The organism is Paraliomyxa miuraensis, assembly GCF_026337845.1.
GTDB classification, from domain to species: Bacteria; Myxococcota_A; Polyangia; order Nannocystales; family Nannocystaceae; genus Paraliomyxa; species Paraliomyxa miuraensis.
In genome coordinates this window covers 388,852-404,441 of sequence record NZ_JAOVZF010000158.1, presented here as the reverse complement: position 1 = coordinate 404,441, position 15,590 = coordinate 388,852, and the positions used below count along the sequence as shown (strand labels likewise).

Annotated in this window: 16 protein-coding genes; 10 read left to right on the top strand and 6 right to left on the bottom strand. The window is 71.0% G+C overall.

The genetic code is table 11. The annotated features are described in order from the left end of the window. Window positions 1-77 precede the first annotated feature (77 nt). The gene (locus OEB96_RS30995) at window positions 78-758 is read right to left on the bottom strand and encodes a receptor L domain-containing protein (RefSeq protein WP_266220410.1); all 681 of its coding nucleotides are present in this window, start codon (window positions 756-758) and stop codon (window positions 78-80) included. A 128-nt stretch (window positions 759-886) separates the two neighbouring features. Here OEB96_RS30995 and OEB96_RS30990 point away from each other — a divergent pair, with 128 nt between their 5' ends. The 3 genes from OEB96_RS30990 to OEB96_RS30980 all read left to right on the top strand — a co-directional run bounded on the left by OEB96_RS30990 (window position 887) and on the right by OEB96_RS30980 (window position 3,878). Then, on the top strand, window positions 887-2,068 hold the full coding sequence (locus tag OEB96_RS30990; RefSeq protein WP_266220409.1) for an LIC_10091 family protein: 1,182 nt from the start codon (window positions 887-889) through the stop codon (window positions 2,066-2,068). 141 nt (window positions 2,069-2,209) lie between these two features. Continuing rightward, on the top strand, window positions 2,210-3,496 hold the full coding sequence (locus tag OEB96_RS30985) for an ATP-binding protein (RefSeq protein ID WP_266220408.1): 1,287 nt from the start codon (window positions 2,210-2,212) through the stop codon (window positions 3,494-3,496). Beyond that, window positions 3,483-3,878 carry a response regulator transcription factor gene (locus OEB96_RS30980; protein WP_266220407.1) on the top strand — a complete coding sequence of 132 codons (396 nt, stop codon included), beginning with the start codon at window positions 3,483-3,485 and terminating at the stop codon, window positions 3,876-3,878. The genes OEB96_RS30985 and OEB96_RS30980 overlap by 14 nt, the downstream gene beginning before the upstream one ends. On the opposite strand, the gene OEB96_RS30975 is transcribed toward OEB96_RS30980, so the two are convergent. Then, a complete protein-coding gene (locus tag OEB96_RS30975) occupies window positions 3,857-5,155 on the bottom strand; it encodes a metallophosphoesterase family protein (RefSeq protein WP_266220406.1) in 1,299 nt (432 codons plus the stop codon). The two genes, OEB96_RS30980 and OEB96_RS30975, sit on opposite strands and share 22 nt — an antisense overlap. After that, window positions 5,152-6,549 carry a hypothetical protein gene (locus OEB96_RS30970; RefSeq protein WP_266220405.1) on the bottom strand — a complete coding sequence of 466 codons (1,398 nt, stop codon included), beginning with the start codon at window positions 6,547-6,549 and terminating at the stop codon, window positions 5,152-5,154. The genes OEB96_RS30975 and OEB96_RS30970 overlap by 4 nt, the downstream gene beginning before the upstream one ends. A gap of 69 nt (window positions 6,550-6,618) precedes the next feature. On the opposite strand from OEB96_RS30970, the gene OEB96_RS30965 reads away from it, so the two are divergent. Beyond that, a complete protein-coding gene (locus tag OEB96_RS30965; protein ID WP_266220404.1) occupies window positions 6,619-7,158 on the top strand; it encodes a hypothetical protein in 540 nt (179 codons plus the stop codon). Window positions 7,159-7,198: 40 nt separating this feature from the next. On the opposite strand, the gene OEB96_RS30960 is transcribed toward OEB96_RS30965, so the two are convergent. Further along, on the bottom strand, window positions 7,199-8,350 hold the full coding sequence (locus tag OEB96_RS30960) for a DUF7802 domain-containing protein (RefSeq protein WP_266220403.1): 1,152 nt from the start codon (window positions 8,348-8,350) through the stop codon (window positions 7,199-7,201). A 62-nt stretch (window positions 8,351-8,412) separates the two neighbouring features. On the opposite strand from OEB96_RS30960, the gene OEB96_RS30955 reads away from it, so the two are divergent. From OEB96_RS30955 to OEB96_RS30935, 5 genes are all read left to right on the top strand, one after another. Next, complete coding sequence (locus tag OEB96_RS30955) at window positions 8,413-9,714, top strand: LIC_10091 family protein (RefSeq protein ID WP_266220402.1); 1,302 nt, start codon at window positions 8,413-8,415, stop codon at window positions 9,712-9,714. A gap of 142 nt (window positions 9,715-9,856) precedes the next feature. Then, the gene (locus OEB96_RS30950) at window positions 9,857-10,615 is read left to right on the top strand and encodes a hypothetical protein (protein ID WP_266220401.1); all 759 of its coding nucleotides are present in this window, start codon (window positions 9,857-9,859) and stop codon (window positions 10,613-10,615) included. 10 nt (window positions 10,616-10,625) lie between these two features. Beyond that, complete coding sequence (locus OEB96_RS30945; protein ID WP_266220400.1) at window positions 10,626-12,281, top strand: B12-binding domain-containing radical SAM protein; 1,656 nt, start codon at window positions 10,626-10,628, stop codon at window positions 12,279-12,281. Continuing rightward, entirely contained in the window at window positions 12,278-12,844 is a 567-nt protein-coding gene (locus tag OEB96_RS30940; protein ID WP_266220483.1) for a DUF4399 domain-containing protein, read from the top strand. Before OEB96_RS30945 ends, OEB96_RS30940 begins: the two co-directional genes overlap by 4 nt. Window positions 12,845-12,973: 129 nt before the next feature. Next, window positions 12,974-13,504, top strand: a complete 531-nt coding sequence (locus OEB96_RS30935; RefSeq protein WP_266220399.1) for a hypothetical protein — start codon at window positions 12,974-12,976, stop codon at window positions 13,502-13,504. Between the two features lie 73 nt (window positions 13,505-13,577). Here OEB96_RS30935 and OEB96_RS30930 read toward each other — a convergent pair whose 3' ends face one another. Next, window positions 13,578-13,925 (bottom strand): hypothetical protein, encoded by a 348-nt coding sequence (locus OEB96_RS30930; protein WP_266220398.1) that lies wholly within the window; start codon window positions 13,923-13,925, stop codon window positions 13,578-13,580. A 193-nt stretch (window positions 13,926-14,118) separates the two neighbouring features. Between OEB96_RS30930 and OEB96_RS30925 the strand changes: the two genes are divergently transcribed. After that, a complete protein-coding gene (locus OEB96_RS30925; protein WP_266220397.1) occupies window positions 14,119-15,042 on the top strand; it encodes a hypothetical protein in 924 nt (307 codons plus the stop codon). Window positions 15,043-15,160: 118 nt separating this feature from the next. Here the strand turns inward: OEB96_RS30925 and OEB96_RS30920 are convergent, their stop codons facing one another. Further along, window positions 15,161-15,388, bottom strand: coding sequence for an addiction module protein (locus tag OEB96_RS30920; RefSeq protein ID WP_266220396.1), 228 nt, complete (start codon window positions 15,386-15,388; stop codon window positions 15,161-15,163). Between the last annotated feature and the right edge of the window lie 202 nt (window positions 15,389-15,590).

The window sequence follows — 15,590 nt, the reverse complement described above, 5'->3', positions numbered from 1 at the left end:
CACCGTCGAGAGTGTGGTCTCCAATGCGAGCACGTCAGGTGCTCGACGAGATCGCCCCGAGTTGGATCACGCCGCGACTAGCAGCTGTTGTCGTTGGCTCGCGTCGACCAGTTGTCTCCGGGCTCCGCCGGGTTGGTGATGCCCACGCCCACCTGGTTGACGCTCGAGATGCACAGCGAGGGATTGTGGGTGACCGCGAACAGGGTGCCCAGGGTCCGCAGTCCTCGCAGCCCGTCGATGTGGAGCAGCGAGTCGTTCTCCCGGATGGTGAGCGCACCACCGATGGTGTGCACCGAGGCCATCCCGCTCAGCTCCTGCAGCCGTGCGTTGCCCTGGATCACGAGGCTGCCGTCGATCTGGGTGAGGGCGCCGATTCCGGACAGCTCGGTGATCGCGGTGTTCTCGGAGAACACGAGGCTCGCCCCGGCGTGGCGTAGCCGGTCGAGCCCGGAGACGTCGATCAGCGCGGTGTTGCCGAAGATGGTCAGCTCACCGCCGACCTCCTCGATGCAGCCGAGGAAGTCGAGGTTGGTGAAGTTGGTGCGGTTGACCTGGAGCTCGCCCTCGACCGCGCGCACGCCGTCGAGCGCGCTCAAGTCGGCCTCGCTCTCGATGACGAGGTGCCCGGGCAGCGTGGCGCTCCCGCACTCGATGTTGGTGCCCCCGCTCGGCTCGGGAGCGTCCTCGCCCGACCCGGTGTCGTCCCCACAGGCGGTGCAGAGCACCACGGCAAGCACCCCGCGCGTCCAGCCTCGCATGGCGCGTAGGGTACCGCGGATCGCGACTGGAAGCTGGGCCGGTGCCCTGGCCGTGGGGCACGGAACCGGGCAATTCGCCAGGGTCCCTTGCGCTCGAGCCCCGGACGATCGCCCAATTGCACCCCGTCGTGACCCGTTCGATCGCCCTCCCGTTGTTGCTGCTGCTGGCCTGCGCCCCTCGCGGTGGCGCGGTCCCGCCGTCCGATGCTCCCGTGTCGGCTGCGTCGCCCCCCGCTGCCTCGACCCCGACCGCGCCCTCGGTGGTGACCCCTCCCGCGGAGCCTCGATCCGAGGCGAAGCCCGAGCCCGTCTCGCTGCGCGTGCAGGGTCCCGGCCCGCTGTCGGACGCGCAGCTCCGGGTCCTGCACGGCTCCCCCGAGGACGACGTCCCCGAGCGCCGCAACGGGATCCTCAAGGTGCACGAGGAGGAGCACTACATCTCGGGCAACGAGCGCACCCTCGACCTGTTCCACTCCACCATCGCCGACGTGGGCGGGGGCTACGTGGGGGTGGGCACCGATCAGGGCTACCTGCTGGTCGACTGGGCCCGGTCGGACATCGCGTGGTTCATCGACTACGACCCCGAGGTGCTGGTGGTGCACGAGATCTACCGCCGCTTCTTGCTGGGGGCGGCCTCGCCCGAGGAGTTCCTGGCGCTGTGGGAGCGCGACGGTCGTGACCGAGCCGAGGCCCTCTTGCGCGCCGAAGCGAGCGATCGCGAGGCCGAGCAGCTCGTGGAGGCCTACCGCTCCTATCGCGAGGAGATCCGGCGCAGGCTGGGCAAGGTCAAGGCGCGCATGGAGCACGAGGCGCTGCCGTGCTACCTCGGCGACCTCTCGCGCTACGAGCATCTGCGGCAGATGGTCGAGCAGGGGCGCGTGCGGTCGATGCTCGCCAACCTGCTCGACGACGAGGCCCTCGCTGGCATCGCCGAGGCCGCGCGCACGCTCGAGGTGCCGATCCGGGTGCTCTACCTCAGCAACGCCGAGCAGTACTGGAAGCGCTACTCGCCGCAGTACCGCAGCAACATCGCCAGCCTGCCCCTGCACGGGGACGCGGTGCTGCTGCGAACGCTGCTGCGGGTCTCGATCGACAAGGACTTCCACTACGGCACGCAGCCCGCCACCAACTACGTGGAGTGGCTCTCGGCGCCCTACGTGCGCAACGTGTACGACATCACCGGTCGCCCCGAGTACGTCAAGGGTGAGCTCAGCTTCTTCACCTCGGAGGGCGACCCGAGCAAGACGTGGCTGGCCAAGCGCTGGCGGAACGAGCACCCCGACGAGGCCGAGGGCGCGGCCGACCAGTGAGCATGGGAGGCCGCCTCGCCGGCCTCCCCCATCCCGGCGGCGCATTGCCGCGGCGCCGTTCGTGGGCGGACCGGCCGGACGAGTCTCGATTCGATGCGGCCGCGGTTGCGCATGCGGCTCGGCGCGTCAGAGTTGGTTGCAATGGCCAGTGCACGCTCGATGAAGGGCGTCGCGGCTCGGCGCTCGCGGATGATCGCGCTGAGGGTCGCGGCCATTCTCCTCCTGGGCGGGATGGCCTGGATCCTGGTGACGGACGTGCTGCTCTACTCGATCGTGAACGACCCCGGGCTCATTGCTCGCGTCGAGACGGCCAAGGGATGGTTCTTCGTCGCGGCATTCGTGCTCGCGGGCTTCAAGCTCACCAGCCGCTTGACCCACGAGCTGGCGCTGTCGGAGGCGACGAACGCGGCGCTCGTGGCGAGCATCGCGGATGGCGTCCTCTTGCTGGGGCCCGATCGCACGATCGCGTCCGCCAACCCCTCGGCGGCGCGCATCCTCGGCGTCGAGCGCTCCGATGACCTGACGGGCATGGGCCCCGAGGAGTTCTCGCGGCGGTTCCACCTGTCGTTCCCCGACGGGCGGATCGTCGCGCCCAGGGAGTACGTCTCGCAGCGCGCGTTCGATGGCGAGGTCCCGCCGCCCTACAAGGCGCTGCTCTACCCGCCCGGGCGGCCGGAGGTCGTGATCCGCTCGAGCGCGGCACCAGTGCGCGCGGCGCCCGGTGGGCCGGTCGAGGGGGCGGTCAGCGTGATGTGCGACATCACCGAGATCGAGCACCTCGAGCGGACCCGCAATCAGTTCTTTGCCTCGGCCGCGCATGCGCTCAAGACCCCGATCTCGGTCATCAAGGCGCAGCTCTACCTGCTGCGATCGTCGCTGAGCCCGATGGAGCACTCGCTCGCGATCCTCGAGCGACAGTGCGGGAAGATCGATCGCCTCTCGGACGACCTCCTCACGCTGCTCAGGATCCGGACGGGCGCGCTCCGCCTGCGCCCCGAGGAGCTCGAGCTCCGGGAGCTCGTCGACGAGGCCGTACGGGCGATGGAGAACGCCGAGCCTGGCCTGGTCGCCCACTACCGTGCGCGCCCGCGCGTGTTCGGTGATCCGGAGCGGCTCGGGCAGGCGCTTCGCGCCCAGATCGACATCGCGTTCGTCCGTCGGCGCCCCGGCACCGACGTCGAGCTCGTCCTCGACGAGGTCGCGGACAAGGCCGCCATCTCGCTCACCTACGAGCCCATCGTGGACGACGTGGAGGCCGACCACCTCGACGACGCCGGCTACGGTGGGCTGGGCGTGGGGACCCACGTCGTCGAGTCGATCATCCACATGACCGGGGGGGTCGTGCGCACTCGGACGATGCCCGGCCCGCGGCGCACCGACACGCTCGAGCTTCCGACCATCCCAAGGGGAGCCGATGACGAGCGCTGACTCCTACGTGCTCGTGGTGGACGACGAGCCGGACGTCTCGGTGACCCTTCAGATGATCCTGGAGGCCCACGGCTACGAGGTCGTGGTCGCGGCCAACGGCGTCGAGGCGCTCCACCGGATCGTCGAGCGTGTGCCCGCGGTGATCCTGCTCGACATGCTAATGCCGGTCATGAATGGATGGGAGCTCGTCGCGGAGCTGTCTCGTCGCTACTCCCATCGGCCTCCGATCATCGTGGTGACCGCGGCGGAGAACGCACGCGAGCGAGCGTTCGAGGTCGGCGCCGAGGACTACCTTCGCAAGCCGTTCGACGTGCGCGCCCTGCTCGACAAGATCGCGGCGCTCGTGACGACGACGTCCCCTCAGGAGCCCGGGGCGCAGTAGGGCAGGCCGTTGGGAGGGTCGTTGGGGGGCTCGGCGTAGCCGACCGGCGGCACCTCGACGAAGCAGGTCTCCATCGTGCCCGCGTCATCGTCGAACGTGAGCCGCAGGTATCCGTAGCGGGGCACGCCCGCGCCCTGGTAGGCACCGCCGGTGCCCACGATGATCTCGCGCAGCGTCACGTCACCCACCGGGACGTCGGAGAAGTCGTGCAGCGCGTGGTTGTGTCCGGCGACCACCAGGTCGGCCTCCTCGCGCGCGAGCTCGGCCAGCAGCGCCTGGGCTCGATCCTCCTGGGACCAGCCGGCACCCGTGCTCCCCGGGTAGGGCGGATGGTGCATGCCCACCACCAGGAACCGCGAGTCGCCGCGGTGCAGCAGCTCGGGCAAGCGCGCCTGCACCGAGCGCGCGAGCGCGCCGCTGCCCGTGTCGAGCAGGGCCACGTGCACGCCGCACACGTCGAAGGCGTGGTTGCCGGGTCCGAAGCTCAGGTTGTAGTAGGGCCGATTGGGCCGATAGATGTCGTGATTGCCCGCGGTCACCGCCACCGGGAACGGTACCCGCGCGAGGAGCTCGAGGATCGTGTCGAGCTCCTCGTCGCGCGAGGCCTCGGTCAGGTCGCCGGCGATGAGCAGGCCCACCAGCGGCTCGTCGATCCCCGCCGAGTGCTGCGATTCCTCTTGGAGGCGATCGATGATCCGCTCGAACTGCGTGGGGTTGGTCTGGATGTCGGCGGTGACGGCGAGTCGATAGCGCGACGGGCACGGGCGCTCGCCCACGAGCCACTGGACCTGTCCCTCCGCGAGCGTCACGTCGATCGTGCGGGTGGAGCCGTTGGAGGGGTCGAGCGGTTGCTGCAGCTCGAGGCCGCGGATGCCGATCCCGAGCACGGCCTCGGGATCCACGTTGGTCACCGTCAGCGGGAAGACGACGTCGTGATCCTCGGGCGCGCGCATCGAGAGCGAAAAGCGCCCGGCTCCTGCCACGCGGGCACGCACCGAGCCATCGGGCAGCTCCTCGAGCAGCCCCCGGGCGTCCCAGGTGGAGTCGTCGGTGGCCTCGGGATCCTGGAAGCGCAGCTCGACCCCCACGGAGGTGCGCAGGCGGGCGCGCTGGTTCTCGGCGATGACTCGGCACTCGGCCTCGCTGTAGAGCGGGGAGGTGCAGTGCGGCTGCACGCACCCGGAGGTGCCCGGCACGGCGAGCATCAGCGCCAGCACGAGCGGCGCGCGGAGGGTCGAGCCGGGAAGCGGCACGGCCAGCGCTCGCGGTCGGGTCATCGCGAGGTCCTCCCTCGCGCATGGAGGTCGGGCGCCACCACGCCGAGCTCGAGTCCCAGCGTGGTGCCGCTGCCGATCCGAGCGAAGGCCCCGAGCTGGGCGGCCACGGGGGAGCCGACCGGGCGCAGCCGGGTGGACCAGGCCAGGTGGAGCGGGCCGAGGAAGCCGACGACGGGGCCGAAGTCGAAGCCTTGACCATCGAAGCCGCTGTGCACGTAGCCCAGGGTGAGCTGGCCCGTGGCGTGGAGTGATCGCACCCGGTCGTCGCGGCGAGGGCGGGCGGTCAGCGGCACGTCGATGTCGTACCACGCCTCTCCGTACAGCAGGCCGCGCTGCGGACCGCCGCGATGAAGGCGGTCCGAGCCCCCGGCCGAGGCGGGATCGGAGAACGCCACGAAGTCGAAGCGCGGGCCGAAGTACACCGTGAAGCGCTGGCGGGGTGAGAGATGCCAGCGCACGCCCGCGGTGAGCGGCAGCAGCATGGTGCGCTCGAGCACGGTCGACTCGGGGGTGTCGGGAGCGAAGCGATCGCGGCGGATCTGCACCTCGGGGCGATAGCGCAGCTCGGCCGCACCGAGCTGGGCCGAGCGCCTGGGCGCGAGCACGGGGTAGGGGAGGTTCACCGCGAGGTCGATCCCCACGCCGATGCTGACGTGGCGCTGCTCCAGCACGCGCGGGGCGGTGCCCTGCTGCTCGGGCAGCGCCTCGGTGAGCTGCGGCCGAGGATCCACGTCGCGCGCGGGGTTGAGCCACCCGCCCACGTGGCCGAACAGGCGCGCGCGCCCGTGACCGTGGGGCAGGAAGAGGTTGGGGGCGATGCGCAGGGTCAGCGAGTGCGGGCGCGTCTCGTCGAGGATCTGCGGGCCCGAGTAGGCGTGGGCGAGCGAGAGGGTGGGGGGGCGGAGGCGATCGGGCGCGGCTGGACCGTCGGGGCCGAGCCGTCCCGCGAGCATGCCCGCGAGCGCGCCCGCGCCCGCGAGGCCGGACAAGCCGACGAGCAGCGTGGCGGGATCGCCCGGAGCGAGCCGATCACCCAGCCCGAACAGCAAGCCCGCTGCGAGCGCGCCTCCGGCCATCCCCAGCGACAGCAGCAGCGCGCGAGCCGGTCGCGAGCGCACGCACGGGGCCGCACCGTTGACGCAGGCGATCCAGCTTTGGCGGCGCACGGCATCGGGATCGTGGGGAGCAGCGAGCACTGAGGGCTCGGTGGTCCCGGACTCGGTGGTCTCGGACTCGCTCGCATCGGGGGTCGGAACCGACTGATTGGCCGGTGTCGGAGGCTCTCGTGCGTGGGCGTGCGCGGAGGCGAGCAGCACCAGCGCCGCGACCGAGATCGATGCTGCGCGGACGCGGCGTGGTCGCGGCGGTGGGGCGCCGGTGCCCGCAGTTCGCACGCCATGCCAATAGCATGGCGGCCGCAGGCATAGAAGCACGACAGCCGCTATGATCGTGGGCTCCTCCCCATGCTCGATCTCAAGTCCAAGCTCGCGGCAGCCGGTCTGGTCACCCAAGAGGACGTCGATCGCATCGACAAGGGCAAGGCCGCCAAGAAGAAGCCTCGTCGCGACCACGGCGGGGGCGGCAAGGGGGGCAGCGCGGGGGCGGGGCGCGGCGGCGCGCCTCGGCTGGCCTTCGCCAAGCTGCGCTCGCAGAGCAAGGGCGAGCAGTACGATGCGGTGCGGCGCTTCATGGAGCGGGCCCGGCTCGACGACCCTGGCCGACCTCCCACCGAGCAGGCCCAGACCTTTCACTTCGCCACCGCCAAGGGGCAGGTCGGGCGCCTGGTGCTCGAGCCCGAGATCCTCGGCTGGGTGCAGGACGGCACCGCGGGGGTGGTCGCCTACATGAGCAATCACGGCCTCGCGCACGCGGTGGTGCCGGCCGCGGCCGCACGCGAGCTGGCCGAGCTGTTCCCGCTGTGGCTGCGCGTGCTCAAGGGGCACCCGGGCGCGGGGCGGCTCGAGGCCGAGGTCGAGGCGGCGAGCGAAGGGTCGCCGGCGTAGGGCGGCTCGATATGCCTCAGCCCGGGGCGAGGCAGGCGGCCTACGTTCGTGCGCTCGGCGTTCGTGGCCGCAGCAGCCACCCGTAGGCTGCCAGTCCCAGCGCGCACAGCCCCGCCACGCCCATCATGAACGCGGCGAAGCTGGAGTGCGGCTTGCCGCACACGGTGTACCACTGCGCCATCGCCTCGGGCCGTCCCTCGACGCAGTCGAACGTGTAGTCCTCGTCGAAGTCCTCCGCACACACGTACTGGTAGCGGGTGAACCCCATGATGTCCTTGGCCTCCACGTGGCAGGGGCCGTAGGTCTGGTGCATCGAGGCGCTCTTGTGCGTGGCTGGATCGGCGAACGCCATGATCGCGGCCAGGGTGCAGAAGTAGAGGATCGCGAAGCGCCGCAGCGTGCGATCGTCGGCCTCGAACCCGGGGGGCCGGCGCTTGCCCCAGCCCCAGGCCACGAGCCCCACGTAGATCGCCAGCAGCACGCACAGCCCCCGTGGGCCCGGGATTCCTCCGTCCAGCGGCTGCATCGCCTGGACCTGCACCACCATGAGCGCCGAGCTCCCCGCGACCGCGAAGCCCAGCGCCCGCCAGGAGGTGGCGCGCTGCTTGGCCTCGGGATCCTTGCGCAGCCCGAGTCCCAAGAGCAGCGAGAACGCGAACACGAACGTCAGCACCCACATCGAGCTCCCGATCGGCGCGCCGAGCAGGCGGTTGGCGATCGGCATGTCGGTGTCGTGCCACGTCCACCACAGGAACTTGGCGCCCACGATGTCGTAGGGCCCGTAGAACACCTCGGCCAGCATCCCGGTGAGGGCGGCCCGGGGCAGGAGCGGCAGCCCCGTGCGCCACGCGGTGACCGTGGGGAAGTACATGAAGCACACGTACACGCACGGGATGTAGAGCGGCAGCCGCGGCGTGAGCATGATGGTGGCCTGCGCCTGCCAGAAGTTGTCGACCATGGGCAGCGCCATGAACAGCACGTCGTTGGCGGTGCCGGCCAGGAGCGCGGCGAGGAACACGAGCAGGTGCGCGCGCCCATGGCGGCGGGCGTGCACGAAGGCCGCGATCGTGCACGCATAGAACAAGTACTCGCCGATCACGAACGTCGGTTGCACCGCCCACTTCTCGAGCGGGCTTTGTAGTGGCGTCCACGGCAGGTGCCGCGCCAGATCCCAGGGCATGCTGGCCAACATCGGCCGTGACCCTATCGCAGCCGACGGACACGGGGCACAATGAGCGCCGAGAAAACCCTCCCATGTCCGTACCTCGTTGCCGTGCGCCGTCGTACGCCCCCCACCGGATCGGCCCTGGCTCCGCCTGGCGCCGCGTTCCGGCCCTGGCGGGGGCCCTTGCCTTCGCCCTGGCCCTCCCGTGGGTCGTGGCCTGTCGCCCCGAGGCCGACATGGCCAACCCCGAGCCGGACACGATGGAGGCCGCCCCTGCACCCGCGGCCGAGGCTCCCCTGGCCACGCCCGAGCCCGAGCCCCCGCCGGTGGCCGCCGAGCTCGAGCCCCCCGAAGACGCCGAGCCCGAGCCCCCGCCCGGCACGTGGCGCCCGCTCACCGAGGAACAGATCGCGATCCTGTTCTCCACGCAGGAAGACGACGTCCCCGAGTATCGGCAGGGCATCACCGATCGGCAGGCCAACTTCCACTATACGTCGGGCAACGAGCGAACCCTCGACGCCTACTACCCCAAGCTCACCGAGCGGATGGGAGGCGCCTACGTGGGGGTGGGCACCGATCAGGCCTACCTGTTCATGAGCTGGGCCCGCGTCGAGATCGCGTGGCTCATCGACTACGACCCGGTGATCCAGGAGATCCACGAGCTCTACCGCCTGTTCTTCACCACGGCCCAGACCCCGACCGAGCTGGTGTCGCTGTGGAGCTCGTCGGGCAGCGAGCGGGCGCTCGAGGTCATCGCCGCCGCGCACGACGAGGACCGGGCCAAGAAGCTCTCCTACTGGTACAAGGGCTCGCGGGCGCGGATCCACCGTCGGCTCAAGGCCCTGACCAGCCGCTTCGAGCGCGAAGACGTCCCCACGTTCCTCACCGATCAGGAGCACTACGACTACGTCCGCATGATGCTCGAGCAGCGTCGCGTGCGCCCGCTGCTGGTCAACCTGCTCGACGACGAGGGGCTCTTGGCGCTCAGCCGGGCCACCGAGAAGCTCGGCGTACCGGTCCGCGTGCTCTACCTCAGCAACGCCGAGCAGTACTGGAAGCGCTACTCGCCGGAGTTTCGTCGCAACATCGGGTCGCTGCCGTTCTCCGACGACGCGGTGGTGCTGCGCACGCTCTTGTCGCAGGCGATCAACGAGGACTACCGCTACAACCTCCAGCCGGCGACCAACTACGTGCAGTGGCTCTCGCGACCGTTCGTGATCAACGTGTACCAGATCGTGCGCGGGGGGCCAGCGGCCAAGCCCGAGGGCATCACCCTGTTCGAGTCCAACCGCGATCCCGACCGGTCGGCGGCGGGCAAGAAGTGGTACGAGCGCCATCCCAACGCGGCGCCGCCCGAGGCCACCAGCGCCCCGGCCGCGGCTGCGCAGTAGCGCCTGGGGGCCGCGGCGCTCGGGCTTCGCCGTCGACCCGCGCCCGTGGGATTGGGCCCGCGCATTGCTCGCGGTGCTCGCGATCGGCTACGGTTGATCTGGATCCAGGCCCCCACGGGCCAAGGGGACGGCAGAGCGGGCCATGAAGGAGGGCGGGCGGCGCATCGAGCTCGACGAGGACGGCGAGGAGATCACCGCCGTGCACTCCGACGATCTCGAGTCCCGCCCCACGCTGCCGCCCCAGCTTCGAGGAAGCTCCGCGCCGGTCGAGGGCACGGTCGCCCTGCCGAGCGCTCGCGTCCTGCCGCCGCGTGACGAGCACACGGTGCTGCTCGCCGCGGACGGGCTGCCACCCGAAGAGGAGGATCGCAGCTGGGCCACCGTGGTGCTCCCCGGGGGCGGCTATCCGGCGCACATGGCCGATCGTACCCAGCTGCTGGCGGTCGACGAGCCAGGGGCGCCGCAGGCCGTCGATCCGATGATCACCGAGAACCTCCCGGGCATGGGCGCGTCGTCGCTCGACCCGCCGCGATCGATCACGGTGCCGGCAGTTCCGGTGCTGCCGTCCTCGCGCCCTGCGGCCGGTGAGCCGTTGGCGGCTCGCTTCGGCCATCCACCACCGGTCACGCCTCCGACCGGTGGCTATCCCACGGTGGGCACCGGTGGCTATCCCATCGTCGATGCGGTCTCGAGCGGCGGATACCCGGTGGTGCCCGCCCGTGGTCGGCCGGCTGCGCCCGGCAGGCCGCGCCCCATGACCACCTCGACCGGAGCCGTGCCCGTCGTCGCCGCGCGGCCCGACGAGAGCACGCGGCTGGCGTGGGGCTTCTTCGTGGGCGTGCTCATCGCGATCGCCATCGTGGGCAGCGCCGTCGCGCTGGTGATGCTGGTGATGCAGTAGGCGGCCGACCATGGCTCGCTCGGCTCGCCTCCCCGTGCTCGACCCCACTGCCCTCGGCGCGGCCACGCCTCGCACCATCTGCCTCGTCAAGCCGCCCACCCTCACCGCTCCGCGCAGCCTCAGCTACTTCGGCAGCGTGCCCAGCCTGGGGCTGGCCTACGTGGCGGCGGCGCTGCGCGAGGCGGGGCATCGGGTGTCGGTGATCGATGCGCCGGGCGAGGCGTGGTCGCAGACGTGGACGTTCCCCACCGCGGTCGGTCCGCTGGTGGCCCATGGGCTGCGCCTGGAGCAGCTCGTGGAGCGCCTGCCCGACGACGTGGACGTGGTGGGCGTGACCCACATGTTCCTGCACGAGTGGGGGCTGCTGCGCGCGCTGCTGGCCGCGATCCGACGGCGGCATCCGGAGGTGCTGCTGGTGGCGGGCGGCGAGAATGCCTCGGCCTACTGGGAGCACATGCTGCGGCAGTGCCCGGCCCTCGATGCGTGCGTGCGAGGCGAGGGCGAGGCCAGCATGCTCGAGCTGGTGGCGGCATGGTCGGAGGGCCGCCCGCTCGAGTCGGTGGCCGGGGTGGCCGTGCGCGTCGACGGCCGGCCCACGCAGACCCCCGATCGCCCGCGCCTGCGCACGCTCGATGCCTGGCCGCGCCCGGCGTGGGATCTGTTCCCGCTCGAGCCCTACCTGCGGCACCGTGGTCACGGGGGGGTGGCGCGGGGCCGCTCGCTGCCCCTGCTCACCAGCCGCGGCTGCCCCTATCGCTGCACGTTCTGCTCGTCGCCGTCGATGTGGACCACCCGCTACGAGCGTCGCGATCCCGCGCGAGTCGTCGACGAGCTCGAGGACCTGGTCGCGCGCCACGGCATCGACAACTTCGATCTGCACGACCTGACCGCGCTGCTCACCAAGCGCTGGATCCTGGCCTTCTGCGACGAGCTGCAGCGCCGCGGCCTGCGGGTGACCTGGCAGCTGCCCTCGGGCACGCGCGCCGAGGCGATCGACGACGAGGTCGCGGCCAGGCTCTACGACGCCGGCTGTCGCAACTTCTGCTATGCGCCCGAGAGCGGCTCGGAGGCCACGCTCGAGCGGATCGGCAAGCGCGTGCGGCTGCCCGTGCTGCTGCGGTCGCTGCGGGGAGCCGTGGAGGCCGGCCTGCGCACCGAGGCCAACATCATCATCGGCTTCCCCCACGAGCGCGCGGCCGACCTGCTCGCCAGCGTGGGCCTGTGCCTTCGGCTCGCGACCGTCGGCCTGCACTCGCTGTCGGTCATGGTGTTTGCGCCGTATCCGGGCAGCGAGGAGTATCGCCGGCTGTGCGAGGCAGGGCGCATCACCCACGACGATCTCTACCTCTATGGCTCGCTGCTGCGCTCGGCCGGATCGGCGCGCAGTCATCATCCCCACCTGAGCGCCCGGCAGCTGCTGTTGCTGCAGCTCGCGATGCTGCTGTCGTTCTTCGCGGTGCAGTACGCCCTCGAGCCCCGGCGAGCGCTCGAGCTGGGTGTCAACCTCGTGCGTGGGCGCGAGCAGACCGTGGTCGACCAGTTCCTGGCCACCAAGCGGCGCCAGCTGTCCCGGAGCCTGGGCGAGGGCCTGCGCAGGCGGGTGCGGGCGGCGCTCGCCTTGCTCCCCGGCGGTCGTGGGGTACCATCGCGGCCGGAGTGTCCATGAAGCCAACGGCCACGATCGCCACCCTCGCGCTTTTGCTGCTGCTTCCCGCCTGCGACGACGAGAAGAAGGAGGCCACGCGTCCCGACCTCAAGCCCATCCCGGCCAAGAAGGTCGACGATGGCAAGGCCGCCGAGGGGCACGTTGCCGGTCGCGGTGCTCCCGGGGCCCCGGCCGGCCGCGTGTTCTTCGTGGCCCCGGCCGACGGTGCCAAGGTGAGCGAGCAGTTCGAGGTGGAGTTCGGGCTCGAGGGCAAGGAGATCGAGCCCGCGGGAGCGACCGAGCGCGATCCCGCCAAGGGCCACCACCACCTGCTCATCGACACCGGAGCCATCGCCGACATGCAGATCGTTCCCAAGGACGAGGCGCACCTGCACTACGGCGACGGGGCGACCAAGGCCACGGTCAAGCTGCCGCCGGGCAAGCACCAGCTCACCATGCAGTTCGCCGACGGCGCGCATCGCTCGTATGGCCCCGAGTGGGCGGCCACGATCACGGTGGAGGTGGAGGCGGGGGGCGAGCCCGCGGCCGCGGATGCAGGGCAAGACGGCGCGGGCGGTGGCTGAGCCGGGCGCGTGAGCGCTGCGCGGATCTGGTCGGGGCGAAGGCGCCAGGGCGCCACCAAGGACGGCCGCATGGGGTTGCGCCGGAGCGGGGGCTTTTCTCCCCTGGCAAGTCCCACTAGCATCCGCCGCATGAGCACCAAGATCTCGACTCTCCTGTCGGTCGTCTCGCTGACGGGCGTGCTGGCGATGGGCGCGTGTGACAACGCCGCGAAGAATGCCGGCGAGGACAAGAAGGCGGAGACCAAGGACGGGGCCCAGGTCACCGTCGAGGGCAAGGACGGCAGCGTGGCCGTCGAGGGCAAGGACGGCGACGCGAAGGTCGTGGGTCCCGATGGCTCGAGCGTGACCGTGGATGGCAACGAGGTGACCGCCAAGGCCAACGGCAACGAGGCCACGGTCAAGACCGGCGATGGCACGAGCGAGGTGGCGGCCAAGGCCGCCGACGGCACCGAGGCCACCGTCAAGACCGACGCCAACGGCAGCGTCGTCGAGGGCGGCGGTGGGGTCGTCAAGACCGACGCCAGCGGCACCAGCGTCGAGAAGGGTGGCGACTCGGTCAAGACCGACGCCGACGGGAACACCAAGATCAAGTCGGACGGTCACGAGGTCGAGGTCGGCAAGGACGGCAAGATCAAGATCAGCGGTGTGCCTGGGCTCTAGCGACGACGCCCGCGCGCGAGGTCCCATGCGACCTCGCGCAAGCGGCTCGGGCTCGCTCGATGGTGGTGGTCGTTCAGCTCAGCACCGTCAGCGAGGACAGCAGGCTGGCCGGCCCGGCGCTGAACCGCAGCAAGCACAGCCCGCGCGTGGCGCAGGGCTCGCGATGGATCCGCACGGCGACGTACACGTAGCGGCCCTGCCGGGTGCGGTCGGGCAGGATCTCCGCGGTGAAGCCGGCCCGCGCCACCGTGCACTCGATGTCTTCGGGCCGCAGGCCGCTGCAATCGATCTTGGCCACCACCACGCGACCGCTGCGAAGCGTCGCGGTGGAGAACGAGATCGAGCGGATCTCGGGGCGCGCATGGAGAGGTGAGCCGGCGGGTCGGAGGGGCGCGGGATTGGGGGGAAGCATGGGGCTCATGGCTTCAGCAAGATCGGCACCAGCCTCCAAGACCTTGAAATTACGAGGATCGACCAGTCCCTCCGGCGACGGGAAGCAACGGCCCCTGCCACCGGGTGGCTACGGACCCTGCCAGACTTGCAGCCGGGTCCGGGTCGCCGGTTGCGCGATTTGTACGGCGTGGGGCCTTGGGGCGATCATGAGCCGCCTCGTCATGACCCGCTCACGTCTGCGTTCCTCGTTCCTCCTTTGTGGTCTCGTCGCGCTCGGCGCGACCGCGTGCTCGTTCAGCTTCAAGGCGGGCGGCTCGGCGTCGGGCGAGACGGGCAAGCCTGCGCATGTCCACGACGGTCCTGCCGAGGGCTCTTCGCCGAGCTCCAAGCCGATCGGCAAGGCTGGTTCCGCGGACCCGACGGACGAGACTCCCTCCGAGCCATCCGAGACTCCATCCGATCCTCCATCCGATCCGGGTCCGACTCGCGTACCGCCCTCGGGAGAGGAGACCCCGCCGGTGGTCGAGCCGCAGCTCACCGCGGTGTGTCGTACGACCGACGACGCGCTCGAGGCGTTGTGCCATCGAGGGTTCGATCCCGTCGCGGCCGATGATCTCGGCGCTTGGGCCTCGCAGCTCGCCAAGGGCGTGGTGCTCACGCGTCCCGCCCACCAGCAGGACATGCAGCGGCTGCAGGGAGCCGAGCTCGTCGAGGCGCTGGCCGAGGGCTCCGGTGGCTTGCGCTCGCTGATGCACCTGCGGCCGACCGATCGCCTCGTGGTCACCGTGTCCAACGACTGCCGCGCGTGCCGGCGGGCGTTCGTGGCCTTCGAGGCCAACACGCGCTCGGGCACGGTGGGGGTGATCTTCGAGATGACGCAGCCGCCCACCATCGCCTCGGTGGATATCTCCGCCCAGGCGCGGCGCCGTCATCTGGGCAAGGCCCGCAATCCGCCGCCGGCCAGCGCTCGAGAACCAGCCCCGCAAGAGCCGATGAACGAGGACGAGCCGCCCACCGTGGAGGCCCCGCCGGCCCAGGAGATCGTCACGCCGCCCTCGTCGAAGAAGGACGAGCCCCGACCCACGGTGAAGACCCCGAAGTCGAAGGAGCTCGTCACGCCGGGCTCGTCCAAGAAGGACGGGTAGCGCCGAGCGTCATCGACGGTCGCGCCAGTATCCCGGTGCGCGTCGATGATGCGCCACCGCCAGGACCAACTCTCCACACCATTGCTGGATATGCGGGGTGACGCTGGTACGGGGACAATCAGTCCGTCAGGAGGCGAGCCTCTACCGCTTCCCATGGGATCGGGGTGCGGTCACCGGCTCGGATCCCCGCAAGTCGACGCTTCGCCTCCTCGACCCAGGCCCTTTCGACGTCGTCGCACTGGTCGCCGCCCTCTACGCTGTCGGAGAGGACGAGCATCAACTGCACTTGCTCACGGTGGGGAAGCTGCAGCACTGCTTCTAGAAGACGCTCGGCCTCGGCGCTCACGAAACCCACCATAGCGCACGTACGCTCGACCAACCACCCTCTCTGTGCGGCGGGGCGCCGTTCGATGGCTACGGGTTCAGACCGACGGCGCGGGCGAAGTCGGAGAGCGCCCGCCGGCCCTTCGCGCCGCAGCCGGCCCAGGGCCGGGCTCGTCGCGCCCACCGTGTCCGTCAAGAAGGGGGATCAGCACGGAGCGAGGTGG